Annotated in this window: 26 protein-coding genes; 24 read left to right on the top strand and 2 right to left on the bottom strand. The window is 44.9% G+C overall.

Annotation, left to right across the window (positions count from 1 at the left end):
* Positions 1 to 87: 87 nt before the first annotated feature.
* The 16 genes from SALPA_RS18500 (at position 88) to rimI (ending at position 13,299) form a co-directional block, all read left to right on the top strand.
* Positions 88 to 504: a GtrA family protein gene (locus tag SALPA_RS18500; protein WP_255451259.1), complete on the top strand. Its 417-nt coding sequence runs from the start codon at positions 88 to 90 to the stop codon at positions 502 to 504.
* Positions 501 to 1,241, top strand: a complete 741-nt coding sequence (locus SALPA_RS18505) for a polyprenol monophosphomannose synthase (RefSeq protein WP_145097342.1) — start codon at positions 501 to 503, stop codon at positions 1,239 to 1,241. Before SALPA_RS18500 ends, SALPA_RS18505 begins: the two co-directional genes overlap by 4 nt.
* Positions 1,242 to 1,252: 11 nt before the next feature.
* Positions 1,253 to 2,806 carry a glycosyltransferase family 39 protein gene (locus SALPA_RS18510; RefSeq protein WP_145097345.1) on the top strand — a complete coding sequence of 518 codons (1,554 nt, stop codon included), beginning with the start codon at positions 1,253 to 1,255 and terminating at the stop codon, positions 2,804 to 2,806.
* Positions 2,807 to 2,820: 14 nt separating this feature from the next.
* The gene (locus tag SALPA_RS18515; protein WP_186451130.1) at positions 2,821 to 3,411 is read left to right on the top strand and encodes a phosphatase PAP2 family protein; all 591 of its coding nucleotides are present in this window, start codon (positions 2,821 to 2,823) and stop codon (positions 3,409 to 3,411) included.
* On the top strand, positions 3,408 to 4,493 hold the full coding sequence (locus tag SALPA_RS18520) for an LptF/LptG family permease (protein WP_145097351.1): 1,086 nt from the start codon (positions 3,408 to 3,410) through the stop codon (positions 4,491 to 4,493). Before SALPA_RS18515 ends, SALPA_RS18520 begins: the two co-directional genes overlap by 4 nt.
* A gap of 200 nt (positions 4,494 to 4,693) precedes the next feature.
* Positions 4,694 to 5,110, top strand: a complete 417-nt coding sequence (gene acpS, locus SALPA_RS18525) for a holo-ACP synthase (protein WP_145102093.1) — start codon at positions 4,694 to 4,696, stop codon at positions 5,108 to 5,110.
* Positions 5,073 to 6,623, top strand: coding sequence for an NAD(P)H-hydrate dehydratase (locus tag SALPA_RS18530; protein ID WP_145097354.1), 1,551 nt, complete (start codon positions 5,073 to 5,075; stop codon positions 6,621 to 6,623). Before acpS ends, SALPA_RS18530 begins: the two co-directional genes overlap by 38 nt.
* 87 nt (positions 6,624 to 6,710) lie before the next feature.
* Positions 6,711 to 6,986 (top strand): CopG family ribbon-helix-helix protein, encoded by a 276-nt coding sequence (locus SALPA_RS18535; protein WP_021166793.1) that lies wholly within the window; start codon positions 6,711 to 6,713, stop codon positions 6,984 to 6,986.
* A 2-nt stretch (positions 6,987 to 6,988) separates the two neighbouring features.
* Positions 6,989 to 7,339, top strand: coding sequence for a type II toxin-antitoxin system PemK/MazF family toxin (locus SALPA_RS18540; RefSeq protein WP_145097357.1), 351 nt, complete (start codon positions 6,989 to 6,991; stop codon positions 7,337 to 7,339).
* Positions 7,340 to 7,546: 207 nt separating this feature from the next.
* Positions 7,547 to 8,452, top strand: a complete 906-nt coding sequence (locus SALPA_RS18545; RefSeq protein WP_255451260.1) for a ComEC/Rec2 family competence protein — start codon at positions 7,547 to 7,549, stop codon at positions 8,450 to 8,452.
* Positions 8,453 to 8,454: 2 nt separating this feature from the next.
* Complete coding sequence (locus SALPA_RS18550; RefSeq protein ID WP_145097360.1) at positions 8,455 to 8,685, top strand: DUF3006 domain-containing protein; 231 nt, start codon at positions 8,455 to 8,457, stop codon at positions 8,683 to 8,685.
* Positions 8,686 to 8,805: 120 nt separating this feature from the next.
* The gene (locus SALPA_RS18555) at positions 8,806 to 9,903 is read left to right on the top strand and encodes an N-acetylmuramoyl-L-alanine amidase (RefSeq protein ID WP_370516713.1); all 1,098 of its coding nucleotides are present in this window, start codon (positions 8,806 to 8,808) and stop codon (positions 9,901 to 9,903) included.
* Positions 9,904 to 9,913: 10 nt separating this feature from the next.
* Positions 9,914 to 10,495 carry a GerMN domain-containing protein gene (locus SALPA_RS18560; protein ID WP_255451262.1) on the top strand — a complete coding sequence of 194 codons (582 nt, stop codon included), beginning with the start codon at positions 9,914 to 9,916 and terminating at the stop codon, positions 10,493 to 10,495.
* A 173-nt stretch (positions 10,496 to 10,668) separates the two neighbouring features.
* The gene (thiL, locus tag SALPA_RS18565) at positions 10,669 to 12,177 is read left to right on the top strand and encodes a thiamine-phosphate kinase (RefSeq protein WP_186451131.1); all 1,509 of its coding nucleotides are present in this window, start codon (positions 10,669 to 10,671) and stop codon (positions 12,175 to 12,177) included.
* Complete coding sequence (gene tsaB / locus SALPA_RS18570) at positions 12,158 to 12,850, top strand: tRNA (adenosine(37)-N6)-threonylcarbamoyltransferase complex dimerization subunit type 1 TsaB (protein WP_145097363.1); 693 nt, start codon at positions 12,158 to 12,160, stop codon at positions 12,848 to 12,850. Before thiL ends, tsaB begins: the two co-directional genes overlap by 20 nt.
* Positions 12,850 to 13,299, top strand: a complete 450-nt coding sequence (gene rimI, locus SALPA_RS18575) for a ribosomal protein S18-alanine N-acetyltransferase (RefSeq protein WP_222428049.1) — start codon at positions 12,850 to 12,852, stop codon at positions 13,297 to 13,299. The genes tsaB and rimI overlap by 1 nt, the downstream gene beginning before the upstream one ends.
* Before the next feature lie 277 nt (positions 13,300 to 13,576).
* Here rimI and SALPA_RS18580 read toward each other — a convergent pair whose 3' ends face one another.
* Positions 13,577 to 13,777, bottom strand: a complete 201-nt coding sequence (locus tag SALPA_RS18580) for an alpha/beta-type small acid-soluble spore protein (RefSeq protein ID WP_021166802.1) — start codon at positions 13,775 to 13,777, stop codon at positions 13,577 to 13,579.
* A gap of 128 nt (positions 13,778 to 13,905) precedes the next feature.
* Between SALPA_RS18580 and tsaD the strand changes: the two genes are divergently transcribed.
* The 8 genes from tsaD to guaA all read left to right on the top strand — a co-directional run bounded on the left by tsaD (position 13,906) and on the right by guaA (position 23,145).
* On the top strand, positions 13,906 to 14,949 hold the full coding sequence (gene tsaD, locus SALPA_RS18585; RefSeq protein ID WP_145097369.1) for a tRNA (adenosine(37)-N6)-threonylcarbamoyltransferase complex transferase subunit TsaD: 1,044 nt from the start codon (positions 13,906 to 13,908) through the stop codon (positions 14,947 to 14,949).
* A gap of 233 nt (positions 14,950 to 15,182) precedes the next feature.
* Entirely contained in the window at positions 15,183 to 16,646 is a 1,464-nt protein-coding gene (locus tag SALPA_RS18590; RefSeq protein ID WP_255451263.1) for a sensor histidine kinase, read from the top strand.
* Between the two features lies 1 nt (position 16,647).
* Positions 16,648 to 17,229: an ANTAR domain-containing response regulator gene (locus SALPA_RS18595; protein WP_145097371.1), complete on the top strand. Its 582-nt coding sequence runs from the start codon at positions 16,648 to 16,650 to the stop codon at positions 17,227 to 17,229.
* 213 nt (positions 17,230 to 17,442) lie between these two features.
* Positions 17,443 to 17,724, top strand: a complete 282-nt coding sequence (gene groES, locus SALPA_RS18600) for a co-chaperone GroES (RefSeq protein ID WP_145097374.1) — start codon at positions 17,443 to 17,445, stop codon at positions 17,722 to 17,724.
* Between the two features lie 46 nt (positions 17,725 to 17,770).
* Positions 17,771 to 19,420 (top strand): chaperonin GroEL, encoded by a 1,650-nt coding sequence (groL, locus tag SALPA_RS18605; protein WP_145097377.1) that lies wholly within the window; start codon positions 17,771 to 17,773, stop codon positions 19,418 to 19,420.
* Positions 19,421 to 19,726: 306 nt separating this feature from the next.
* Positions 19,727 to 20,023 (top strand): LysM peptidoglycan-binding domain-containing protein, encoded by a 297-nt coding sequence (locus tag SALPA_RS18610; RefSeq protein ID WP_145097380.1) that lies wholly within the window; start codon positions 19,727 to 19,729, stop codon positions 20,021 to 20,023.
* 633 nt (positions 20,024 to 20,656) lie between these two features.
* On the top strand, positions 20,657 to 21,397 hold the full coding sequence (gene pdaB, locus SALPA_RS18615) for a polysaccharide deacetylase family sporulation protein PdaB (RefSeq protein ID WP_145097383.1): 741 nt from the start codon (positions 20,657 to 20,659) through the stop codon (positions 21,395 to 21,397).
* Between the two features lie 206 nt (positions 21,398 to 21,603).
* Positions 21,604 to 23,145 carry a glutamine-hydrolyzing GMP synthase gene (gene guaA / locus SALPA_RS18620; RefSeq protein ID WP_145097386.1) on the top strand — a complete coding sequence of 514 codons (1,542 nt, stop codon included), beginning with the start codon at positions 21,604 to 21,606 and terminating at the stop codon, positions 23,143 to 23,145.
* A gap of 957 nt (positions 23,146 to 24,102) precedes the next feature.
* On the opposite strand, the gene SALPA_RS18625 is transcribed toward guaA, so the two are convergent.
* Positions 24,103 to 24,408: a hypothetical protein gene (locus tag SALPA_RS18625; RefSeq protein WP_186451132.1), complete on the bottom strand. Its 306-nt coding sequence runs from the start codon at positions 24,406 to 24,408 to the stop codon at positions 24,103 to 24,105.
* Positions 24,409 to 24,455 lie beyond the last annotated feature (47 nt).

Below are 24,455 nucleotides of genomic sequence, written 5' to 3' on the forward strand. Positions count from 1 at the left end.
CAAACAACATTATAATGACTTATGTTTACCTTGGGATATAATATAGGTATTGGATAAGATAGAGTTCAGCGAAGGAGAACCAATACTGTGGTTTTTAAAATGTTTGCCAAGTTTTCTGTAATTGGGCTGTCTGGTGTGGGCGTCAATATGGCCGTATATGTCCCGCTAATGGCGATGGGTATAAGCTATATGACTGCGGCGGTGTTATCGTTTTTGGCGGCTGTTACCAATAATTTTATCTGGAATCTGCTGTGGACCTTTAAAGGCAGGGCGCTTGATAAGAGTTTGCGGCGCAAGTATATTTTATTTGTGGCTTGTAGTATTATTAATTTACTTGTCAATTTGGCAATTTTAAAGGTCTTGGTTGAACAAGTTAGCATTAATGCGATGGTTGCCCAACTTATTGCCATTGCTGCGACCGGGGTTCTTAATTTTGCGCTTAATTATGCAATTACGTTTAATGACAGACGCGGCAAGCGCGAGGAGGCAGCAACTACCCTATGAAACTTGTAATTATTCCAACTTATAATGAGAAAAATAATATTAGGGATTTATTAGGTCTGGTTTATAAGTATGCTCCCGATAGCCACGTTTTGGTGGTTGACGACGGATCGCCGGACGGTACGGGTGATTTGATCGAAACCCTTATGGCAAGTGAATATCAGGGACGTCTATTTATTTTAAAACGTTTAGGCAAGCTAGGCTTGGGTACTGCTTATATTGCTGGTTTTAAATGGGCGCTAGAACGGGACTATGAGTTTATTTTTGAAATGGATGCAGATTTTTCGCATAATCCCAAGTACTTGCCTGAATTTTTGACAGCTATTACTGATTGTGATGTTGTTTTGGGCAGCCGTTATGTTGTTGGCGGTGGTGTAACTAACTGGAGTCTGTTTCGCCGTTTTATCAGTCTTGGCGGCAGTTTGTACTCCCGTACTATTCTCAGCTTGCCCTTTCATGATCTTACTGGTGGCTTTAAGTGCTTTCGTCGCAAGGTCCTGGAAACAATTAACCTTGACGATGTTAAGTCAAACGGGTATTCTTTTCAGATAGAGATGACATATCGAGCCTTCTTATTAGGCTTTACAATTAAAGAGGTTCCTATTATATTTGAAGAACGGGCGGAAGGTCAATCTAAGATGTCTTCGTCTATCTTTCGGGAAGCGATATGGATGGTGCTTAAGCTCAGAGCGGCCCAAGCAAGTATGAAAGCTGCCCGGATCAAGCCGATTAAGCCCTAAAGGAGATTTCTATGCCGATTATTTTCTCGCCGTTTAGTGCGGTATGGCTGATTATTATTGCCGGCTTTGTGGTACGACTGGCATTAGGTGCAACCATTGGCCTGGGAGTTGATGAGACCTATGTCACAGCCGTTGCCAGGCAGTTAAGCCTAAGCTATTTTGATCATCCGCCGCTACATTTATGGATAATTTGGTTGACGACATATGTAACTGGCAGTGAGAATCCAGCGATTTTGCGCTTGCCGTTTATTATATTGTTTGCGGGGACGACTTGGCTTTCGTACCGGCTTGCTGCCAGACTGTTTAGTGAATGGGCTGGTGTGTGGGCAGCGCTGCTGCTTACTGTCTCAGCTGTGTTTGGCTTGACTGGCGGTGGTTGGTTATTGCCTGATGGTCCGCTGATGTTTTGCATGATGGTTGTAGTTTACTTACTCAGTCATCTGTTTTTCCCGCCAGACCGCGGTCAATCGTTAGCTTTGTGGCTGGTTGCCGGGGTGTTTTTAGGGCTGGGGCTTTTGAGTAAATATCATGCGGTGCTGTTAGTCGTTGGTTTATTTATTTACTTAATCACCAGCCGGGATCGTCGTTGGGTCCTGGCAACATCAGGGCCGTATCTGGCTGTTAGTATCGCTTTTGTCATTTTTTCTCCTGTGTTGATTTGGAATGCTCAGCATGACTGGGTTTCTTTTGTGTTTCAAGGTAGCCGTGGGGCAGTTAGCGGGTTTTATCCAGGCAAGATGCTTGCTAATATTGCCGGACAGGCAGTGTGGGTACTGCCGTGGATTTGGCTGCCGCTTATCTGGCAGTTTGTCAAAGGAATTAGCCGTGGTCCTGCCAGGTCGAGGTTTAGTGGGTTGCAGGATAAACGCTGGTTTTTGTGTTGTCTGGCTTCAGGGCCGATCCTATTATTCACTATTGCACCTTTATGGGGAGCACAGGGACTTTTCCATTGGCAGGCACCAGGATATTTATTGGTGTTTCCGCTCTTGGGTCAAGCTGTTGCTGGCTGGCTTCAGTTTGGTCGTCGCTCAGTGCGTAGCTGGCTGATTTTCTCCGTTACTATTTTTGTTATTATTGCTATTGTTTTGGGGAGTCATACGGCTAATGGCTGGATAAAGACGGCAAAACCAGACTGGTTTACTCAGGGTGATCCTTCCTGGGAGGCGCTTAATTGGACAAGTTTGCCGGAAAGTCTGGCAGAACGCGGCTTTTTGGACAGTTCACTTACGGTAGAGTTTCTTATTGCAAGACATTGGATTGATGCGGGTAAGATTGATTACGTTATGGGTGGTACGCTGCCACTTTTATGTCTGACAAATGAACCGCATCACTTTGCCTTTATGCATAATCCTGCCGATTTCTCAGGTAAGAATGCTTTGATTATTGGCCAGCAGAATATGGTTGATGTCCCCAAAGAGCTGGCTCCGTACTTTGAGACGATAGAGTTTAAGGGCAATGTTCCTATTTACCGTCAGGGGCAGCCTCAATTTGATGTAGCAGTTTTTTATGGACGAAATTTTAACGGACAGTATCCTTTACCATACGGCTTTAGCGGCAATAAGTAATGGAGGTACTTATCTTGAAAGAGAATGCTATGGTTTCCAGCCGCAATAGTCTTTTGTTTCAAAACATGAGGTTTGCGGCTATTGTTGGCCTGGTTATGATTTTAATTGCTTTTACGGTTAGCCAAAGCGGCATGAATGAGATTTTAATTGTCGCCAACTTATTTAGTGGTATTGGCAATGATGTGTTTTTGGTTCTTAGTAATGCGATTTTGTTTTGGGTGGCCTATAAAAAAAAGTGTAAAAGCCTTTTTTATCTGGTGATCAAAGTAGATGCTGCGGTATGGTTGATTGTTCATTTGCTCAAATATATTGATTTAGGTGAATGGTCCCTGCGGCCTAATGGTATTCCAAGTGGTTTTCCCAGTGGGCATACTACCCATGCTTTTGCCATGGCATTTTTGTTATCTGTATTTTATCCGCGGCTGTCCTGGCTGTGGTATGGCTGCGCAGTAGTTATTTCCTGGTCACGGATCGAAACAAGTTCTCATACGGGTTTGCAAGTAACAGCCGGCGTTATTTTTGGTATAGGTTTGGCTTGGTTTGCGGTAAATCATTGGCTTAAGCAGCATGATTCATTTATCTTACCAGAAAGGACAATGTCGTGAGAATACTAGATAAGTACATTATTACTGAGTTGATGTGGCCGTTTATCTTTGGGGTTTGCGCATTTTCCAGTATGTTTATCGGTGGCGGCACAATGTATCGAATTGCGCAGTATATTAGTAAATTTGGTGCATCAACGGCTGTTATTGCCAAATTGTTTATCTACAGTTTGCCTGGGGTTATTGTGCTGACATTTCCCATGTCCACCTTGCTGGCAACGCTATTATGTTACGGCAGGTTGTCTGCTTCTTCTGAGCTTATTGCGATGCGGGCAGCGGGACTCAGTTTTTATCGGCTGACGGCGCCTGTTTTAATTACGGCGTTTTTTATTAGCACGTTTGCTGTAGTCTTTAATGAAACTGTGGTTCCTGCAGCTACTGAGGCCTATAATGCAACTATCAATACTGAGATTAAAGGCAATACCCGGCCCAAAAGTCAGGAACATATGGTGATATTGGAAAAATCCAAGGACGGTATTGGGCGTCTGACTTATGCCCGCCGCTATGATGAGACTACTGCGGTTATGCAACTGGTAACTGTTCAGGAATTTGAAAATAACCGTCCAGTGCGTATCGAGACTGCTGATACGGCAGTTCGCTATGATGGGGGCATGGCTCTTACAAATGGTGCTATCCAGGATATTGTATCATCTGATAGTACTACTAGAACCATGTTTTTCAACCAGCAGTATCTGCCTGTTGAAAATAAAACTGCTAAGGTATCACAGCAAAAAAACAGCGATGAAATGACAATTCGCGAACTAAAGCGTGCTGCCGCCAAACTGCCTGATAGTGAGCGAAAAAAAAATGTTTACTTGGTAGAATTGCATAAACGGGCTGCTATTCCGTCAGCTTGTCTGTTTTTCGCTCTCGTTGGCGCACCCTTGGCATTAAGCTCGCCGCGGGCCAGTTCGGCAAGTGGGCTGGGTTATAGTATTATTATCATTTTTTTGTATTATATTGTTATGACTATCGGTACAACTATGGGGCAAAATGGTGTTCTACCGGCGATGCTTGCCGCATGGCTGCCTAATATTGCGGCACTTGTGCCAGGCTTATATCTGTTGCGCCGCGCTGCTATGTAGTGGGGCGATGAGCTGAGGCTATAATAATAACAGAGTAGTAAACAAGGTGGGATTACCACGCTATGTTCGCAATGACCAAGAGGGAGATGGCTGTCTTCTTGTTAGTGGCACATGGTTGTGAAGTAGTCTCGCTTTTTTCTATTTGGTTTTTAAAAAAATTAGTATATAATTATAGTTGTAATTTTGTGGCAGGTGATGACATGGTTATTGGTATTGGCATTGATATTATTGAGATAAAGCGGATCAAGGCGGCTATTGCCCGCGATTCATTTATAAAACGAGTATTTACGGCTGATGAAGCGGCTTACTGCTCTAGCCGTGGTGTACAGCAGGCGGCTTCGTTTGCTGCACGATTTGCTGCTAAAGAAGCAGTAGCCAAAGCACTTGGCTGTGGTTTTGCCGGCGGGAGTATCCGGGATATTGAAGTTATCGTCAGAGATGGTGGTAAGCCGGGGATTATTTTACATGGTAGTTTTGCTGTATTAGCTGCCAAGCTAGGTGTTACCGGCCTACATATTTCGTTGACACATGCCCAAGAATATGCGGCCGCACAGGCGGTTTTAGAGGGAGGAAAAAGTGATGAAAGCAGCAACAGCGGCGGAAATGCGGGAGATTGACCGTATTGCAATTACCGACTATGGTATTCCGGGAACGGTATTAATGGAGAATGCCGGAGTGGCGGTTGTACGACATTTGGAGTCAATTATGGAAGTGTTGTCAGAGCGAAAGTTTTGTATTTTTGCGGGAAAAGGCAATAATGGTGGTGATGGCTATGTTATTGCCAGGCACCTTGTCAATCAAGGCGCGAAAGTAAAGGTTTTTTTGCTTGGTGAAAAGGCGTCAGTAAGTGGCGATGCCCGCATCAATCTTGACATAATTGATAAGATGAATATCGATATTATAGAGATTGCCAGTGAGCGCGACTGGGATAAGGTTAGAGTAGCGGCCACTTTTGCGGATTGTTTGGTAGATGCACTAGTAGGCACAGGGTTTCGTGGTGAAGTTGGCGGTGACATGGCTAGGGTTATTGATAGTATTAATGCTGCCGGGAAATTGGTTGTCGCTGTTGATATTCCTTCTGGTGTAGAGGCTGATACTGGCCGGATTTGTGGAAAAGCAGTGCGGGCCGCCCATACGGTGACTTTCTGTCTGCCGAAACCGGGGCTGTTTTTATATCCCGGAGCAGAGTTTGCCGGCGAACTGATGGTAGCTGATATTGGCATTCCCACAGCTGTTGTGACCCAGCAACAGATTAAACAAAACATCCTAATGGCCGGTGCTATCCGTACAATATTGCCGCAGCGTAACCCAGATGCCCATAAGGGGATAAATGGGCGGTTAGCCGTGGTGGCTGGTTCACACGGTTTAAGCGGGGCAGCAGCCATGACAGCTGAGGCTGCCCTTAGAGCAGGGGCGGGGCTGATTACATTAGCTACTCCTGCTAGTATTCAAAATGTAGTAGCTGTGAAGTTGACTGAGGTCATGACAACGGCACTTTCTGAAACTGCAACCGGCGGTATAAGCCAGGACGCTGTGGCCGAAATTGCCGCGCTGGCGGCGAAGAATGATGTGTTGGCAATTGGTCCCGGAATTGGCCGTCATGAAGCGACAGTGGCAGCGGTGCGAGCCGCGATTACTACGGTGGAGTGTCCCTTGGTTATTGATGCTGATGCTTTATATGCTTTGGCTGGCTATACAGATTTGCTAACTGAGTGTACAGCGTTGCCGGTATTGACACCACACCCCGGTGAAATGGGGTTATTGACAGGACTTTCAGCTCAGGCGGTAAATTCTGATCGTGTAACGATAGCCCGGCAGGCGGCAAGAGAATGGGGCAGCATTGTTGTTTTAAAAGGAGCCCATACAATTGTTGCATTTCCTGATGGTGAAGTATATATTAATACTACAGGTAATGTTGGTATGGCTACTGGCGGTACTGGTGATGCGCTTACTGGTATTATTGCGGCGATGATTGCTCAAGGTATGTCAAGCCATGACGCCGCTGTAGCTGGCGTTTATATTCATGGTTTGGCCGGAGATATCGCGGCGCAAGCTGGGATGGTGGGAATGGCGGCAACCGATTTGATTAAAGCTGTGCCGGCGGCATTGTATGGCATAAAGAACTGCTAAAGTATATAAAAAAGTTGACAGTGGTATAGCGGTGCTTATATAATAATATTATCTTTTAATATGCTCCATACTGGCGGGGGTGATGGTGTGGCCGAATTACGGCGAATTATGATAAGTATTCCAAATGCATTGTTACAGGAAGTTGATGGCATAATAGCTATGGACAAATTAAGCAGAAGTCAGTTTGTCCGGGATGCCATGCGTCTTTATATTGAAGACCGCAAGCGAAAAGCCGTACGTGATATGATGAAAAAAGGGTATCAGGAAATGGCAGTCATTAACCTGACATTAGCAGAGGAAGGCTTATTGGCAGATGTTGATACGTTTGAGCTAATGCCTGGCCTACTGGCGGAGCGTGAATAAGCATGATTGTCAAGCGTGGGGATATCTATTATGCTAATCTTAGTCCGGTAGTAGGCTCAGAGCAAGGTGGCCACAGACCGGTATTGGTTATACAGAATGATGTTGGTAATAAATACAGCCCAACAGTAATTGTCGCAGCCATTACTTCGCAGATTTCTAAAGCGAAGTTGCCCACCCATGTTGAAGTAAATGCCAAACAATATAATCTTGAAAAAGACTCTGTTATATTATTAGAACAGCTGCGTACTATTGATAAGCGGCGTCTGCGGGATAAGGTAACTCATTTAAGTGAAGAAATCATGAATAAAGTGGACGAGGCAGTACGGATAAGCATTGGCTTGGTTCAACTTTGACACGGGGATAGGCGGGCGACTGCCTATTTTTAGTTTGGCCTGCTACTTATAAAGCACCCATCTGCGTCGTTGCTCCTCAAAATGCTTGCTTGCGTACATACCCAGTACGCGGCGCTGCGCGTTTTTCCGGTGCGCCTAGCATCTGGGCACTTCTAAGTAGCAGGGGAGACTTAGAAGTGAATAGTTACATATTGAGGGAGAGATAAAATGAACATCATTCGCAAGTGGTCATGGCTGGTCCTGGTTGTGACCGTTTTTTCACTGGTTTTTATGGCCGGGTGCAGCGGTGGTACTAGTAAAGGTGTACAGTCTGGTAGTAATGCTCTAGTGGCAGCAAGCGCGCCGCTTACCATTCAGGTATTAGATGTTGGGCAAGGAGATGCTATTCTTATTCGTGTTAAGGATCAGGTAGTGCTTGTTGATACGGGCGATGTCCCGGCTAGGGATAAACTTGTCAGTATGCTGAAAAGCCAGGGAATTACTACGATCGACAAACTGATTATTACCCATCCACATGCTGATCATATTGGTGGTGCGGCAGCCGTATTTCAACAATTCACGGTTAAGCAAATATATGATAGCGGCCAGAAAAGCACATCAAACTTATACAAACAATATTTAACCCAGATTCAAAAAAAGAGTATTCCTTTTACGGTAGTTAGTGCCGGTATGACAATTGATTTGGGAAATGAGATAATGCTTAAGGTGCTGGCGCCTGAGGCCCCCTTTATTGGTGGTAGTGAGCCTGATTTGAATAATAACTCCATTGTGGCTAAACTGGTGTATCGTAATTTCTCCCTATTACTGACTGGCGATGCAGAAAGTGAAGCGGAAGAGCGTATGCTCAAGAAAGATGCCTCTGCGCTAAAAAGCACACTGCTAAAGAGTGGTCATCATGGCAGCCGGACATCTTCTTCGGCCGCCTTTTTGCAGGCCGTAACGCCAGAAGCAGCATTGATTTCAGTCGGTGCCAACAATGACTATCATCACCCGCATCCATCTACGTTAAAGAAATACAAAGATAAAAAAATCGATGTATATCGTACTGATACTGATGGCACGCTAACGGTTGTCAGTGATGGAAAAGCGTACACAATTACGAAGGAGCGCTAGACATGAAGATTAGAGCGGTAATTGATCGTTTTGAGGGGAGTAAGGCAGTGCTTTTGGCTGGAGAGCAGGAGATCAGTGTGAATTGGCCCAGCGAGCTATTGCCGGCAGCTAAAGAGGGGGATGTCTTGGCGATAGAGATAACCGTTGATGTCGAGGCTACAAAGCAGGCCCAGGCCGAAGTGGATGAACTTTTTGCACAGATTACTCGACAGAATCAGGGGAATGGCAGTTAATAACTGTAATATTCTACAAATGTAGTGCATAAATTTAATTTTAATAGATTTGGGACTGCAGTCCTGCAGGAATTTTGACAATTAGCACGAATTCTATAAAGACACTTCGCAGGTTTGGAGGTGCCTTTATTGCGAAAAATAGTGTTGTTGTTGATGCTTACCCTGCTTGTTACTTCGTGGACAGGTCTATATGCTGCTTCGGCTGCGATAGCGCCTAAGCAGGCAGTTCAGTCCTATGGCGGTTTAGAACTTAGCCAAGTCCGCTGGGCTAATCATACGGAAGCTCTTACCGGCGCTGCTAAGCTGAGGCTGGTTATGGATGTATCCGGCCCTGTTAAGGCCAGTGGTGTAGTTGTTAACGCGCCTACGCCTCGTCTGGTTGTGACTGTTAAAGGGACAACCCCGGGAACAGGCGTTTCAGACCTTACTCTTGACGGAAAAGTTGTTGAGAAGGTTAGCTTTGATGTTAATGGTAAGGATACCACGGTGACCTTTGATTTGCCGCTGAAGGTTGAAGCGGGCGATTACAAGGTGTTTACGTTGCCTAGTGATGCGAAAGCGAATCGACCGTTCCGGGTGGTTGTGGATATCAATAAGCCCCTTGGGCTGCCTGATTTTTCTTTTACGGCAGGACTTAAGGATAAAGTAATTGCTATTGATCCCGGTCATGGTGGCAGTGATCCGGGAGCTATTGGTCCTACTCGATATCAGGAAAAGACTGCGACTTTGGCGGTGGCCCAGAATGTACAGGATTTATTGGAGAAAGCAGGAGCCAGGGTTATTATGACGCGCCAGGATGACCGTGATGTTTTTGGTCCGGACGCATCTGATGTTGAGGAACTTAAAGCCCGTTCTTCGGTAGGAAACAATCGTAAGGCTGATATATTTTTAAGTATTCATGCCGATTCTTTCTCTAATCCCGCTGCAGGTGGAACGACAACGTATTATTATCAAAAAACGCTGTATGATTCCATGCTGGCTGAGGCGTTGCAAACAAGTTTGGTTGAAGCTGGCGATTTGCAGGATCGCGGGGCCAGAACAGCTAACTTTTATGTGATTAAGCGGACCCAGATGCCGGCAGCACTTGTGGAGCTGGCCTTTATTTCCAATCCAAATGAAGAAAAACTTTTAAGCTCACCCGGGTTTCAACAGAAAATGGCTCTAGGAATAGTACGGGGGCTGGAACGGTTTTTTGACCAGGCTGCCAAGCTAAACTAAAGAGGTGGGTATGATGAAAACGATTAGATTGTTGTTAATGGCTACGCTGATGGCCTTAGTGTTTATGATAGCAGGGTGTGATAATGCTGCTCCTGGCAGTCAACCGACACCGGCAGATCCCGATAACAAGCTGGTTGAACAATCGCAATCAGCCGGTAAGTCTACTGCTGATCCGGAGCCGACAATGCAGCTTGTTGTTTACCATGCTACTAAGGATGCGATGTATCTTGTACCGGAAACGCACAAGGTACCTGTCAACAGTCATCCAGCCCGTACAGCTATGGAACTGTTACAGGAGGGACCAAAAAATTCTGAGCTTGTTGGTGTTATGCCGACGGGAACCAAAATAAAAAATGTAACTGTCAAAGAACATATTGCTTATGCGGATTTTAATGACAAGTTAGTCAAGAAAAATGGTGGCGGTTCGGCCAGCGAAATTTTGTTGGTAGGCGCTATTGTGAATACTCTTACTGAGTTTCCGGATATTCAACAGGTACAGATTCTGGTTAACGGCAAAAAAATTGAGACCATTTCCGGTCATATGGATACAAGTGAACCGCTGAGCCGTTCAGAAAAAATTATTAAAAAATAGTACAAAACAGCAGTCCTTCGTAGCAGAAGACTGCTGTTTTTGGTATTGATAGGGATAAATCCTAGGTAGCATACAACTTTTTTTCGCGGTGTGGCATACTATCCTTGCAGGAAATACCTGCATAAAAGAGAATTTATTAGAAGCATTACGCAGCCAGAGAAGGTGGTGTTTCAATGAATGAGCTTACAAAACTCGGGGAATTTGGTTTGATTGATTTAATAAAACAAGATACAATTAGTGACCATGGCAGCGTGGTTCTTGGGATTGGCGATGATGCTGCCGTATTACTGCCAACACCCCGGCAATTGCTGCTGGTGACTACTGATATGCTAGTTGAATCTGTGCACTTCAATTTGGCAACTACAACTCCCTGGCAGCTTGGTTATAAAGCAATTGCTGTTAATCTAAGTGATATTGCCGCTATGGGCGGTGTACCCCGCCATGCAGTAGTGTCGGTGGCCTTGCCTCCGTCAACATCGGCAGATTTTGTTGTAAATCTATATCAGGGCATGAAAGAGATTTGCCATGAGTTTGGTGTTAATATTGTCGGTGGCGATACGGTATCGAGTCCTCAGGGGCTGGTGATCAATGTTACAGTAACTGGTGAGGTTGCGCCAGTCAATTTAGTGCGACGTTCAGGGGCTCAGATTGGCGATATTGTAGCCGTTACCGGTTGGCTGGGAAATTCAGCGGCAGGGCTGGACTTATTGTCAGTTGGTGAATGGGAGGATTTTGATTTTGCCTGGCCGCTCGTTACTGCCCATTTATCTCCTAAGCCACAGGTTAAAATCGGAGCTATTTTGGCTGAAGCCGGAGCCACCAGCATGGATGACATTAGTGATGGCTTAGCCAGCGAGGCGCATGAAATTGCCAAAGCCAGTGGGGTGGGTGTAACGCTGTACGCTGCACAAATTCCACTAGCGGCCGAGCTAAAAGAAATGGCCGCAAATTCAGGTAAAATAGCACTTGATTACGCACTATACGGTGGTGAAGATTTTCAACTCTTGTTTACTATGGAACCAAGGAAATATGAGGAACTGTTGATTGCCCAGCCAGAGTTGCAGCTAGTCAAAGTTGGTGAGATTGTTGACAGTAGTCAGGGTGTGACCTTAGTTGATGAAGCGGGCGGGGTGCAGGTCCTTGAAGCCAGAGGGTATAACCACTTCCGCGAGGAGGAGCCCTCTGCTGTACTAGTAGGCAAAACTACATCGGCGGATGAAACTTATGAGTTTGGACAGGCATTGGCCAAGTATCTCAAGTCGGGTGATGTTATCTGCTTGTCCGGCGATCTTGGCGCCGGTAAGACTTTGCTAAGTCAGGGGATTGCGACAGGGCTGCAGGTCGCTGACGTTGTAAGCAGTCCTACTTTTACTGTTCTTAATGTTTATGATGGTCAGACCGCTGACAAAAAAGAGGTTACTATCTATCATTTTGACTTATACCGTCTCGAACATCCGGCAGAGCTTGATGATATTGGTTTTGACCATTATGTAGAGGCCGGTGGAATTGCTATTATCGAATGGCCCGAGAAATTCCTTGAATTTTTGCCAAAAGAACACTTATGGCTGACCTTAGACTATGGTGAGTTGCCAGAGGAGCGGGTTATTAATCTCAAGGCCAAGGGGGAGCGGTATCAAATGCTGTGTGAGGAGTTGAAACAGGTTGCCGATTCTAGCTATTGATACAGCCACCCTTGTGTCTAGTGTGGCCATTGCCACACCGGACACGTTGGTGGCTGAACTTACGATTCAGACCCGAAAAACCCATTCAGAGAGGCTCATGCCTCATATTGCCAGTTTGCTCAAGATGGCTGAAATAACACAGACTAGTTTGAAGGCCGTTGCTGTAAGTATTGGGCCGGGTTCATTTACTGGCCTTAGAATTGGATTAGCGACAGCAAAAGCGCTGACGTATGCGCTGAATATCCCGCTTATCGGTGTGCCTACCCTGGCAGCGCTGGCATTTTCCTGTCCGGTTTCGGGAGTGATTTTGGCGCCGATGCTTGATGCCCAAAAGGGCAATGTATATTTAGGGCTTTATGAATGGCGTGAGGATGCTGTTTATGAAGTACAGCCACCCCGGGTGATGGCTTTTGCGGCGGCTCAGGCTGAGCTTGGTAAACTGGAGAAGCCGGCCCTAATGCTGGGGGAGGCGGCTGTCATGCATAAGGCAGATATTGTTCACCATGTACCGCCCCATGTTATTATGCCTCGCGCCGGCAGCGTAGCCGTTATGGCGCAAGTTATGTATGCTCAGGGTATCAGGCATGATGTAGCTGCCCTGGAGCCGCTATATATCAGACGATCAGAGGCAGAAGTATTATGGGAACGGCGGCAAGCTCAGGAGCATTGCTAGTGGCTGAAATAGGTATCAGACAGATGCAGGAGTCAGATCTTGATGCTGTGTTAGTTGTAGAAAATAGAGCATTTACTACTCCCTGGTCGCGCGCGGCCTTTGAAGAAGAAATAACGAGTAATGATTTGGCGCATTATCTGGTAGTTGTGGAGGACGGTAAGCTGGTAGGCTATGGCGGCTTTTGGCTAGTGCTGGATGAAGCACATGTCACTAATATTGCTCTTTTGCCTGAACACCAGGGAGCAGGCTATGGTTCGCTGCTCTTAGAACATATGATTCTTACCGCTAAAATGTTAGGGGCAGTCAGTATGACGCTCGAAGTTCGTCCATCCAATGTACCAGCCCGCAAACTCTATTCGCGCCGCGGTTTTGTTGAACGCGGTCTTCGGCCCAACTATTATGCCGAATTAGGTGAAGATGCTCTTATTATGTGGCTGGACAAACTATAAAAAGGCACTCTCCCGAAACTTGCTAGAAATGTCCAGATGCGAGGCGCGATGAGGACGTGACCGGAGTCGTACTGGGAAGTACGTCGAAGGGAACGCCCGCAAGAGCAACGAAGCAGATGGGCGTTTATGGCAAGTTTCGGAAAAAAACGGGGGCCGCGTGATATATTCGCAGCCCCCAAAGGGTGATTGTGTAATTTAACATATGCGCCAGTACAGCTAAAGGTGATAAATAAAGCAACAGGGCGGCCAGAGCCGCCCTATGTGATAAAATCTAAATCTATCGGAGAGTAGATTCATACTGCTCAATCATTTTGCGAACCATGTGACCACCTACGCGGCCGCAGTCGGCAGAAGTCATCGTTGACCAACCTTGGCTACGAACGCGCTCGGAAATCCCTAATTCATTAGCCACTTCCATTTTCATCTGATCGAGAGCGTTTTCAGCTCCTGGGTTTACAGGTTTATTCGAGCGTGCCATTTTACATGCACCTCCTTTCGCGGACTGTATGTTGCTGTCCTTGGCTTTAATGTGGCTCACTTTCGCGATTTAAATACATCATTTCGATCATGTAATAATTAGCAGACATATGATGGAGGTCTGTCCTTATGAAGCAAAGTCTAACATTGGCTATAGAAACAAGCTGTGATGAAACATCGGCAGCTGTTGTTGCGAACGGGCGTACAATTTTAGCCAATATTATTTCGTCGCAGGTGCCAACACACCAAAAATTTGGTGGTGTTGTACCCGAAATAGCCTCGCGCAAACATATTGAACATGTTATACCAGTTATTGATCAGGCTTTGGTAGAAGCTGGAATTACCCTCGGGGCCGTCGACGCCATTGGCGTTACCTATGGCCCAGGATTAGTCGGTGCTCTCTTAGTGGGTGTAGCGACGGCTAAGGCTTTAGCTTTTGCTCTTGATAAACCACTGATTGGCGTCAATCATTTAGAAGGACACATTTTTGCTAATTTTTTGGCACATAATGAACTCAAACCGCCTTTTGTGGCCCTGGTAGTGTCAGGTGGTCATACTTCACTCATTCACATCAAGGATTATAATGAACTGGAACTTTTAGGTCAAACCCGCGATGACGCGGCAGGGGAAGCTTTTGATAAAATTGCCCGGGTTATGAATTTTCCCTATCCTGGAGGTCCGCATATTGATAATGCCGCTAAAGAAGGCCAGCCTGCCGCTATTGCTTTTCCCCGGGCGTTTTCCGATCTAACAGGGGAAAATAAATTTGCCTTTAGCTTTAGTGGGTTAAAATCAGCAGTATTAAATTATTTACATACTGCTGCCCAGCGTGGGGAAGCCGTTAGTATTCCTGATGTAGCCGCTAGCTTTCAGGCCGCCGTTGTAGACGTATTAGTCATGAAGGCCATAGCCGCAGCCCAGCACGTAGGTGCCAGGCAGCTAGTCCTAGCTGGTGGGGTGGCCGCTAATTCATACCTGAAAGCTGAATTAGCCGCAGCGACCACTCAGCAGGGAATTGGATTTTTTTATCCGCCAACAGTTCTTTGTACAGATAATGCAGCGATGATTGCCTGCCGTGCCTATTATCAGTATTTGGTGGGGGATTTTGCTGATCTTAATCTTAATGCTGTGCCTACACTTGCATTAGGCCACAGCCAATGTGGAAAACAATAAAACGACAATTGTGGATAATGTGGGTAACTTTGTGCAAAGTGGGCAATTACAGTTGTATATCGACAGTTTGAATGTGTATAAGTCTGTGGATAATGTGGATAACTTCGGGATAACATGACTGTTTGTTGTGGATTACGATCGTGGCGCGTTCTTTAGCCAACTTGGTACCAGCTAACAAGGAATTTTTGCCGGTACAGTTGAATACATAAAGACTAACGACTTGGAGTTCAATTTTGAACGGGGGAAAGTTTATGGGCGTAGTTGTCGATGTTTGCCAAAAAATAACCGTCTTAAGCGCAGAGCAAATACAAGTGATTGAAAATGCGGCAAGTGTACTGGGATTAGCAGCTGATCTTGCTCATGCGCAGGTTACGCTGTATGCTCAGGCACGCAGTGAACACTTTTTGGCTATTGTTGCCCAAGCTAAACCCAATACCAGTTATATTGCCTTTAAAACCAACATTCTTGGTAGTACGGTACAAGCAGGAGAAGAGCCGTTAATATGGCGAACACTTGCTTCTGGTACTCCTATTGCCGGGCAGCGTGAGTGGGCGCTTGGTATGGATGCACTCGAAATGCGGGTCTATCCCATACAAGATGGGACAGGGAAAATTATTGCGGCCGCAAGTTTTGAGACCAGTAACCAGGAGGCTGGCGCTGACGGACATGGCCTGCTGGTAGAAACAGCATCTATGCTTTTAACAATGGCAACAGTTGGTAAAACACTGGGGCATAAGCTGTATCGGCCATTGGGTACCCGTGACGGCATCGTTATTATTGACGAACGCGGTTATATTATGTTTGCCAATTCAGCAGCTGATGCCATTTACAAAGTTCTCGGTATCAACCGGGTTATTGGACGGCGGGTATCTGATCGCCAAGTCAATATGCGGTTGGCCCAACAGGCACTATCTACAGGGCAATTAATGGAAAAAGAATTTGAGTCCGGTAATATGATTTTGGTACAGCGGGCTATTCCAATTTTTGTCCACAGTCAGGTGTCACGTACCGTATTTATTATTGCCGATGTTACTGAAATCCGAAAAAAGGAAAAAGAATTACTGATAAAGTCAGCTGTAATTCAAGAGATACATCACCGGGTTAAAAATAATCTGCAAACAATTGCCAGTTTGCTTAGATTGCAGTCCAGACGAACCAAGACGCCAGAAGTCAAGGCGGCGCTAAGAGAAAGCGTTAACCGGATTTTGAGTATATCGGTCGTGCATGAGTTTTTATCTCAACAGGACAGAGGCTTTATCGATGTGGCTGAAGTTACCAAAAATATTTTGGATCTAGTAATTCAGAATATGCTTGAACCTAATTTTAATATTGAAACTGTGCTTAATGGGGAAACTGTTATTTTACCGTCTGAACAGGCCAGTAGTCTGGCCTTAGTCATAAATGAACTTATTCAAAACGCGATTGAACACGGCTTCGTGGGGCGTAAAGAGGGACTTATTGGCGTAGATATTGCGACAACACCGGAGAGTTATCAGATTGATATTTATGATGACGGTATTGGCCTACCTATGAATTTTTGCCTTGAAAATACCAACAGTCTGGGTCTACAGATTGTCCGGACACTGATAGAAAATGACCTTGGGGGGAAATTTCGCCTTTTTTCCCGTTCCGGAACGCATGCCTTTATCACCATTCCTCGCCTAATGGAAGGCGCTAAAGAGGCCAAGGAGGTATAACATGGATACTTTGCGGATAGTAATTGCAGATAATGAATCAATCATACGGATGGACCTTAAAGAGATACTGGAAGAAGCCGGGCATACTGTAGTGGGTGAGGCAACAGACGGTGTGAAAGCGGTAGAACTGGCCCGCAAATGCCACCCTGACCTTGTTATTATGGATATCAAAATGCCCGAAATGGACGGTATCACTGCTGCTAAAATTATCTCCAATGAAAAATTGGCGCCTGTACTGCTTTTAACTGCTTTCAGTCAGAAGGAAATTGTAGAAAAGGCCAAAGACTCGGGGGTACTTGCCTATCTGGTCAAGCCGGTAAAAGAGGCTAACTTGTTTCCCGCAATGGAAATTGCTTTGTCGCGGTTTAAAGAGTTTGCAGAATTAGAGCGGGAACTGGAGGAAGTTAAAAACTCACTGGAAACCAGGAAAATACTTGACCGGGCTAAGGGTATTTTGATGGATGCCTACAGTTTATCTGAAACCGAGGCCTACCGCCGTATTCAGCAGTACAGCATGAGTAAACGAAAATCAATCAGGGATGTCGCGGCAGCCATTGTGGAGTCTGCTACCCGTAAAAGATAATAGACCATTTTTTATGCCAGGGCAGAGACTATATTGTCTCTGCTTTATTATTTCTAAAAATTTTTTAAAATTTTATCTACTTTTTACGCAAATCCCCTTGATTTTTCACGGATAATTTTATATTATAAATTATGGGATTAGCACTCGACTTAAGCGAGTGCTAACAACAACCGGATAAATTTATATAACACACCATAAAGGGAGGTTCTTTACATGATTAAGCCATTAGGCGACAGAGTAGTGATTGAAGCTTTGGCAAAGGAAGAAATGACTAAGAGTGGTATTGTTCTTCCTGACACCGTTAAGGAGAAACCGCAAGAAGGTAAAATTGTAGCTGTTGGGACAGGTAAAACTCTGGAAAATGGCCAAAAGGTTGCCTTGGATGTTAAGGTTGGCGACAACATTATTTTCTCAAAATATGCCGGCACAGAAGTCAAGGTTGAAGGCAAAGAGTACCTCATCATCAGCGAAAGAGACATCCTGGCTATAATTTAATAATCAACTAATTTTTATTATAAAGTGAAAGGTAGGTAATACATAAATGGCTAAACAAATTTTGTTTGATGAAGAAGCACGCCGGGCACTCGAAAGAGGCGTAAACGCACTGGCTAATGCTGTTAAAGTTACTTTAGGACCTAAAGGCCGTAACGTAGTGCTTGATAAAAAATTCGGCGCTCCGGCTATTACTAATGACGGCGTAACTATCGCTCGTGACATTGATTTGGAAGATCCGTTTGAAAATATGGGAGCACAGCTTGTAAAAGAAGTTGCTACCAAAACTAATGATATTGCCGGTGACGGTACTACTACCGCTACTTTGCTGGCACAAGCTATGATTCGTGAAGGCATGAAAAATGTTGCTGCCGGTGCTAATCCCATGATTCTTAAAAAAGGTATTCAACAGGCCGTAAATGTGCTTGTTGACGAAATTAAGAAAAGCTCTAAAAAAGTAGAAACCAAAGATGCTATTGCCCAAGTTGCTTCTATTTCAGCTGGTGATGTAGAAATTGGCACTTTGATTGCAGAAGCTATGGAAAAAGTGGGTAAAGACGGTGTTATTACTGTTGAGGAATCCAAAACCATGGGTACCGACCTTGACGTTGTAGAAGGTATGCAATTTGACCGTGGTTATATCTCCCCGTACATGGTTACTGACCCTGATAAAATGGAAGCCATTTTAAATGACCCATATATTCTTATTACTGACCGCAAGATTGGCGCCATTGCCGACCTGTTGCCGGTGCTTGAAAAGGTTGTTCAGCAAGGTAAGGAACTCCTAATTATTGCTGAAGACGTGGAAGGCGAAGCTTTGGCCACCTTGGTTGTGAACAAACTCCGCGGCACCTTCCGTGCTGTTGCTGTAAAATCTCCTGGTTTTGGCGACCGCAGAAAAGCTATGCTGGAAGATATCGCTATCATTACCGGCGGCGCTGTTATCACTGAGGAATTGGGACGCAAGCTTGATAGCGTAACGCTGGAAGATCTTGGGCGTGCTCGTCAAGTCCGTGTATCTAAAGAAGAAACCACAATTGTTGATGGCAGTGGACAGACTGAAGAAATCAAAAAACGCGTTAACCAAATTCGCACTCACATTGAAGAAACTACTTCCGATTTTGACAAAGAAAAACTGCAAGAACGTCTGGCTAAACTGGCTGGCGGCGTAGCCGTTATCCAAGTTGGTGCTGCTACTGAAGTGGAACTCAAAGAAAAGAAACTGCGTATTGAAGATGCTCTGAATGCAACTCGCGCCGCTGTTGAAGAAGGCATAGTATCTGGTGGTGGTACTACTTTCATCGACATTCAGTCAAGCTTAGACAGCCTGAAACTTACTGGCGACGAAAAAACTGGTGTTGAAATCGTTAAACGCGCCATTGAAGAGCCAGTACGTCAAATTGCTAACAATGCTGGCTTAGAAGGTTCAGTTGTTGTTGAGAATGTTAAAAAAGCTGGTAAAGGTCAGGGTTTTGACGCTCTGAATGAAAAATATATTGATATGATTGCTGCTGGTATTGTTGACCCAGCTAAAGTTACTCGCTCAGCATTGCAAAATGCTGCTAGTATCGCAGCTATGGTTCTTACCACAGAAACTCTTGTTGCTGACAAGCCGGAAAAAGACGCTGGTGCAGGTGCTGGTGCCATGGGTGGCATGGGCGGCATGGGTGGTATGGGCGGCATGGGCGGCATGATGTAGGAATACTTGTAGACCCCTGATTTTACTGGGTCTAGTAAGTGCCGAACTGCAATTAGTACCATTTTAGTACCGAAAACAGTTAAAAAAATTAGAGGTTGTCCATGAGTGCATCAAACTTGTGGGCGGCCTCTTTTTTCATGTCTTTGTTATATGCAGGGATACTTGCACTCCTCAAACAGCCCTACACCTGCTAGTGATAGGTGGGTATGACCTGTGCAATTGTTTTCTGAAACTAGTTAAACTGCTGCATGAAAATGAATTTCTAGTCATAGAATGTACAAGCATTCAAACTAGGAGGGGATTTAGATGTTTAAACAGTTAGTACTAGCAGGGTTAATAGTCGCGGCTATAGCGAGTTGCGGGAATGCGGAACTGAAGGGTCATTTAGTGTCTGAAACATATATCGTGAAATCAGGTGACACCTTAACTGATATTTCATACCAATTTATGAAGAAATCATCAGTTAAGCGGGACATTCGGGAATTTCGAGAAGGTATTATCGAGTTAAATTACGACCGGGTTTTTAAGGACCGTTACCCGCATGGGCTCATTATTGCTGGCGACCGTTTACAAATTAATTATTGGCAGGCGGACCCGCAATGAAACTAGAACATAATAGTTTTATGCCTCATATTATGTAATAGTATATAGCAAAGGAGGCATACAAAATGGGACATAGATTTTTTGGTGGAGGATTTGGCGGTAGCTGGATTATAATCATCATTATAATTATCTTGCTGTTTTGTTGTTTTAATGACGATTGCAGTCCTTGCACTCCAGTGTGTTGATTACAACACAATTAATCTAAGCAGAGAGAATCAAAATAGTTGGCCGCCTGCCGGGTTTGTCCCGGTAGGTGGGTTTTGTACTACAGTTCAATAAAAAAGCCGGCTATTGCCGACTAAAAATGGTGAGTAGAAACTTTAGGCGCCTCAGTAGTGTACTGTCTTTTCTTTCTTGGTGAAGCGTTATAATTTTCTTGAATTCCACCTTGACTTGTAGTGTATCTAGCGTTACCAATCGCTCGAGATAATTTGCTGCCACTAAATGAGCTTTTCAAAAGAATCACCTCCTCAATTAGTATTTCCAAGGTGCGATGAAATACGGCAGTAAAAATTTGAAAGTTGGAGTTGGAAGTGGTAGCGGAGAGGGATAGATAATACTAACAAAAGAGCGCAAGCATAATCATACTGCCTGACGCATACATACTATTGTACTGCGGAGGGAGGGAGAACTATGATTATTAGCTTGCACCGCCTGTTTCATCACCGTAATATTTTCTATAGCATCATTGGTTTATTTGCTATTTCAGCCATGTATGTTCAGGTCGCTGATGTAATTTCCGGCGGCCCAATAGCCATTGCCGGGACTCGTACTGACCAAAAGGTAGTAGCACTTACTTTTGACCATTCCTGGGGCAATAAATTTACACCATCAATCTTAGATACGTTGCAAAAAAATGATATTCATTCCACTTTCTTTATCATGGGGCCATGGTCCCAAAAATTTCCCGAGGTAGCTAAGCGTATAGCTCAAGATGGCCATGAGATTGCCAGTCATGGTTATCGGCACGAAAACTATGGCGATAGGTCGCCAGAATGGGTAAAGGAAGATATTACAAAAGCCCATGAGCAAATAAAAGAGGTTACTGGCGTGGAGCCCCGCCTTTTGCGTCCACCTAATGGCCACTATAGTCAAAAGTCGTTAAAAGCCACTGATGAACTTGGGTATAAAACGATCATCTGGAATGTAGATTCGTTGGATTGGAAAAATCCTGGCAGGGATGTCATTGTTGAAAGAGTTATGAAGCGTCTTAAACCTGGGGCAATTATTTTGATGCATGCTTCTGATACTCCGGTGCAGACTGCGGATGCTCTGCCCATTCTCATTGAGAAAATAAAGGCTGAGGGATATCGCTTTGTTACAGTAGGAGAACTATTAGAAAAGTGTAGTGATAAAGGGATACAGCGGCATTAAAGCAGCGAGATTGCCAGCTTGTATTTGCAATGACTTGATAGATAATTGTCATGCAGAGCAAGGTGAAGCAATCTTGTTTTTTTGTACTTATTATCTTGCTTGGCAGGAATTCGGCGATATATGGCGAAATTCATGAGATTGCATAAAGTTCCAGACTTATGTCGATAACTAAATTTACCGAACTATCGAGTTGGAGGTCTCTATACATGATGACAGAAAAACAAGAAATGATTTTGGTTATGGATTTTGGCGGCCAATATAGCCAGTTAATTGCCAGACGAATCCGTGAGTGCGGGGTTTATTGCGAAATTGTGCCATTTAGCACCAGTATTGATAAAATTAACCAACTAGCTCCCAAGGGTATTGTTTTTTCCGGCGGTCCATCCAGTGTTTACGGCGAGGGTGCACCTAAATGTGATCCACAGATATTTGATATTAATTTGCCGGTTTTGGGGATTTGCTATGGAATGCAGCTGGCCGCCCACACCCTGGGGGGGAAAGTCGCCCATGCCGACTCGCGCGAATATGGCAACACCAAATTGTTGGTTGATAAAAACGAAGGCTTTTTTACAGAAATTAATGCTGAAACTCAAGTATGGATGAGTCATGGCGATTATATTACTGAGCCGCCGGCAGGTTTTACTATTACCGCACATACCAATAGTACCCCGGTGGCGGCGATGGAAAACCAAGAGCGCTGTATTTATGGTGTGCAGTTTCATCCTGAGGTAGTACATACACCTGAAGGGATGAAGATGCTTAAGAATTTTTTATTTACCATCTGTGGCTGTAATGGTAATTGGAATATGGGCTCTTTTGTTGATCAGGCCATTGCCAAGATTCGGGCACAGGTCGGGAATAAGCGCGTACTGTGCGCATTAAGTGGCGGTGTCGATTCCTCGGTTGCTGCTGTGTTGGTACATCGTGCTGTAGGGGAACAGTTGACCTGTGTATTTGTTAATCATGGTTTCCTGCGTAAAGGCGAGGCTGAACAAGTTGTGAAAACCTTCCGTGATGGCTTTAAAATGAACTTGGTGTATGTAGATGCCGTCGACCGTTTTATGAAGCGACTAACAGGTGTGACTGAGCCTGAGCAAAAACGGAAAATTATTGGCGAAGAGTTTATTCGCGTATTTGAAGCGGAGTCGTCTAAACTAGGCGAGCTCGATTATCTGGTACAGGGGACATTGTATCCTGACGTGATTGAAAGTGGGACCGCCACGGCTGCTGTTATCAAGAGTCATCATAATGTAGGTGGTTTGCCGGAAGATATGAAATTTGAGCTGATCGAACCGCTCAGAGATTTATTTAAAGATGAGGTTCGGGCATTAGGCCTTGAACTCGGCCTGGCGGAAGACATTGTATATCGTCAACCATTCCCCGGTCCGGGTTTAGCTATTAGAATCATTGGCGAAATCACTGAGGAACGTTTGGAAATTCTGCGTGAAGCTGACTCTATTGTATATCAGGAGATTAAAGCGGCTGGTTTGTACCGCAAGATCTGGCAGTCATTCGCCGTGTTACCTGCTATGAAGAGCGTCGGGGTCATGGGTGATGAGAGAACGTATGCATACACGATTGGTCTCAGAATCGTAGAAAGTGAAGACGGCATGACCGCTGACTGGGTACGTCTTCCTTACGAGGTACTTGACGGTATATCGCGACGGATTGTTAATGAGGTTAAAGGTGTAAATCGGATTGTTTATGATATTACCTCCAAACCACCATCTACAATTGAATGGGAATAAGAAAGATGTCGTGGGGCACTACCATTTATCCGCCAAAGGGCAAAATGGCTTAGCCTGCCGACATAGAAAAAACGACCTTGCATTAAAGCTTTTCGAAGCTTGTGCAAGGTCATTTTTTTATCCTCAACCCGCGTAAATACCGGAATTTCTGCTTGCTAAAGAGAGCGGTCACCATGGAGTGGCGGGCATTTCTGGCAAAGCCGGGGAGAATACAGAAAAATGCCCTTTGGAGAATAAATGGCAGTGCCCCACGACAAAAGATGTCGTGGGGCACTGCCATTTATCCGCCAAAGGGCAAAATGGCTTAACCTGCCGACATAGAAAAAACGACCTTGCATTAAAGCTTTTCGAAGCTTATGCAAGGTCATTTTTTTATCCTCAACCCGCGTAAATACAGGGATTTCTGCTTGCAAAAAAGGCGGTCACCATGGAGTGGCGGGCATTCCTGGCAAAGCCAGGGAGAATACGGGAAAATGCCCTTTGAAGAATAAATGGTAGTGCCCCGCGACATTAAATTGTCGTTGGGCACTGCCATTTATTCTCCAAAGGGCCAAAATGGCTAACCCGCCGACATAGACAAAAAGACCTTGCATTAAAGCTTTTTACGAAGCTTATGCAGGGTCTTTTTTTATCCTCAACCCGCGTAAATACAGGAATTTCTGCTTGCTAAAAAAGAGCGTTCACCATGGAGTGGCGGGCATATCTGGCAAAGCCAGAGAGAATAAAGAAAAATGCCTTTTGGAGAATAAATGGCAGTGCCCCACGACATGGTGATATTTTCTTTTATGCTTTTTGGGAAAAACATAGCGCTATGACTTTCATGAACATTGGCTTGAAACGCCCGTAACATGAGGCGGGAGAGTATATTCATGATTTTCTATTTCCCCAAAAATCTAATCTCCAATTCCCCAAAAACCGCCCATTTTCATTTTGGGAAGTGTTTCTGGGAAAATGGGGTCAAGCAGCAGAGCGTTCCACACAAGGAGGTTTTGCAAGGTGAGGAAGAAAAATTTCAAGCTTCTCTTGGTTCACACTACTTGGAAAAGCTATCTTTTCGAAAGAATATCCATCGAGCGTTTTAAGTTGCGGAAAACCCGCCTTATGAATGAGCCGGTTTAGCTTCATTCGTTGCCGACCATCAATTTCTGCTTGTAATACTTCAGTAACAACCGCTGATAATTCTGGTATACTTTTCTGCGCTAAGGCGTCACTAACATAAGCTAACCGTAATTGTCTACAAAGGTCAGATAGTACTTGCTTCATGCAGTTTTCCCTCCATTGTGAAGTCTGTCATATGCCGATAAATCTGG

It is taken from the genome of Sporomusa sp. KB1 (assembly GCF_007830295.1).
GTDB lineage: Bacteria > Bacillota > Negativicutes > Sporomusales > Sporomusaceae > Sporomusa.

What these genes read in the sequence shown, in the direction of transcription:
- SALPA_RS18505 (WP_145097342.1), top strand. Translation starts at nt 501, where the DNA reads ATGAAACTTGTAATTATTCCAACTTATAATGAGAAAAATAATATTAGG.
- SALPA_RS18510 (WP_145097345.1), top strand. Translation starts at nt 1,253, where the DNA reads ATGCCGATTATTTTCTCGCCGTTTAGTGCGGTATGGCTGATTATTATT.
- acpS (WP_145102093.1), top strand. Translation starts at nt 4,694, where the DNA reads ATGGTTATTGGTATTGGCATTGATATTATTGAGATAAAGCGGATCAAG.
- SALPA_RS18530 (WP_145097354.1), top strand. Translation starts at nt 5,073, where the DNA reads ATGAAAGCAGCAACAGCGGCGGAAATGCGGGAGATTGACCGTATTGCA.
- SALPA_RS18540 (WP_145097357.1), top strand. Translation starts at nt 6,989, where the DNA reads ATGATTGTCAAGCGTGGGGATATCTATTATGCTAATCTTAGTCCGGTA.
- SALPA_RS18545 (WP_255451260.1), top strand. Translation starts at nt 7,547, where the DNA reads ATGAACATCATTCGCAAGTGGTCATGGCTGGTCCTGGTTGTGACCGTT.
- SALPA_RS18550 (WP_145097360.1), top strand. Translation starts at nt 8,455, where the DNA reads ATGAAGATTAGAGCGGTAATTGATCGTTTTGAGGGGAGTAAGGCAGTG.
- SALPA_RS18560 (WP_255451262.1), top strand. Translation starts at nt 9,914, where the DNA reads ATGATGAAAACGATTAGATTGTTGTTAATGGCTACGCTGATGGCCTTA.
- thiL (WP_186451131.1), top strand. Translation starts at nt 10,669, where the DNA reads ATGAATGAGCTTACAAAACTCGGGGAATTTGGTTTGATTGATTTAATA.
- SALPA_RS18580 (WP_021166802.1), bottom strand. Translation starts at nt 13,777, where the DNA reads ATGGCACGCTCGAATAAACCTGTAAACCCAGGAGCTGAAAACGCTCTC.
- tsaD (WP_145097369.1), top strand. Translation starts at nt 13,906, where the DNA reads ATGAAGCAAAGTCTAACATTGGCTATAGAAACAAGCTGTGATGAAACA.
- SALPA_RS18595 (WP_145097371.1), top strand. Translation starts at nt 16,648, where the DNA reads ATGGATACTTTGCGGATAGTAATTGCAGATAATGAATCAATCATACGG.
- groES (WP_145097374.1), top strand. Translation starts at nt 17,443, where the DNA reads ATGATTAAGCCATTAGGCGACAGAGTAGTGATTGAAGCTTTGGCAAAG.
- groL (WP_145097377.1), top strand. Translation starts at nt 17,771, where the DNA reads ATGGCTAAACAAATTTTGTTTGATGAAGAAGCACGCCGGGCACTCGAA.
- SALPA_RS18610 (WP_145097380.1), top strand. Translation starts at nt 19,727, where the DNA reads ATGTTTAAACAGTTAGTACTAGCAGGGTTAATAGTCGCGGCTATAGCG.
- pdaB (WP_145097383.1), top strand. Translation starts at nt 20,657, where the DNA reads ATGATTATTAGCTTGCACCGCCTGTTTCATCACCGTAATATTTTCTAT.
- guaA (WP_145097386.1), top strand. Translation starts at nt 21,604, where the DNA reads ATGATGACAGAAAAACAAGAAATGATTTTGGTTATGGATTTTGGCGGC.
- SALPA_RS18625 (WP_186451132.1), bottom strand. Translation starts at nt 24,408, where the DNA reads ATGAAGCAAGTACTATCTGACCTTTGTAGACAATTACGGTTAGCTTAT.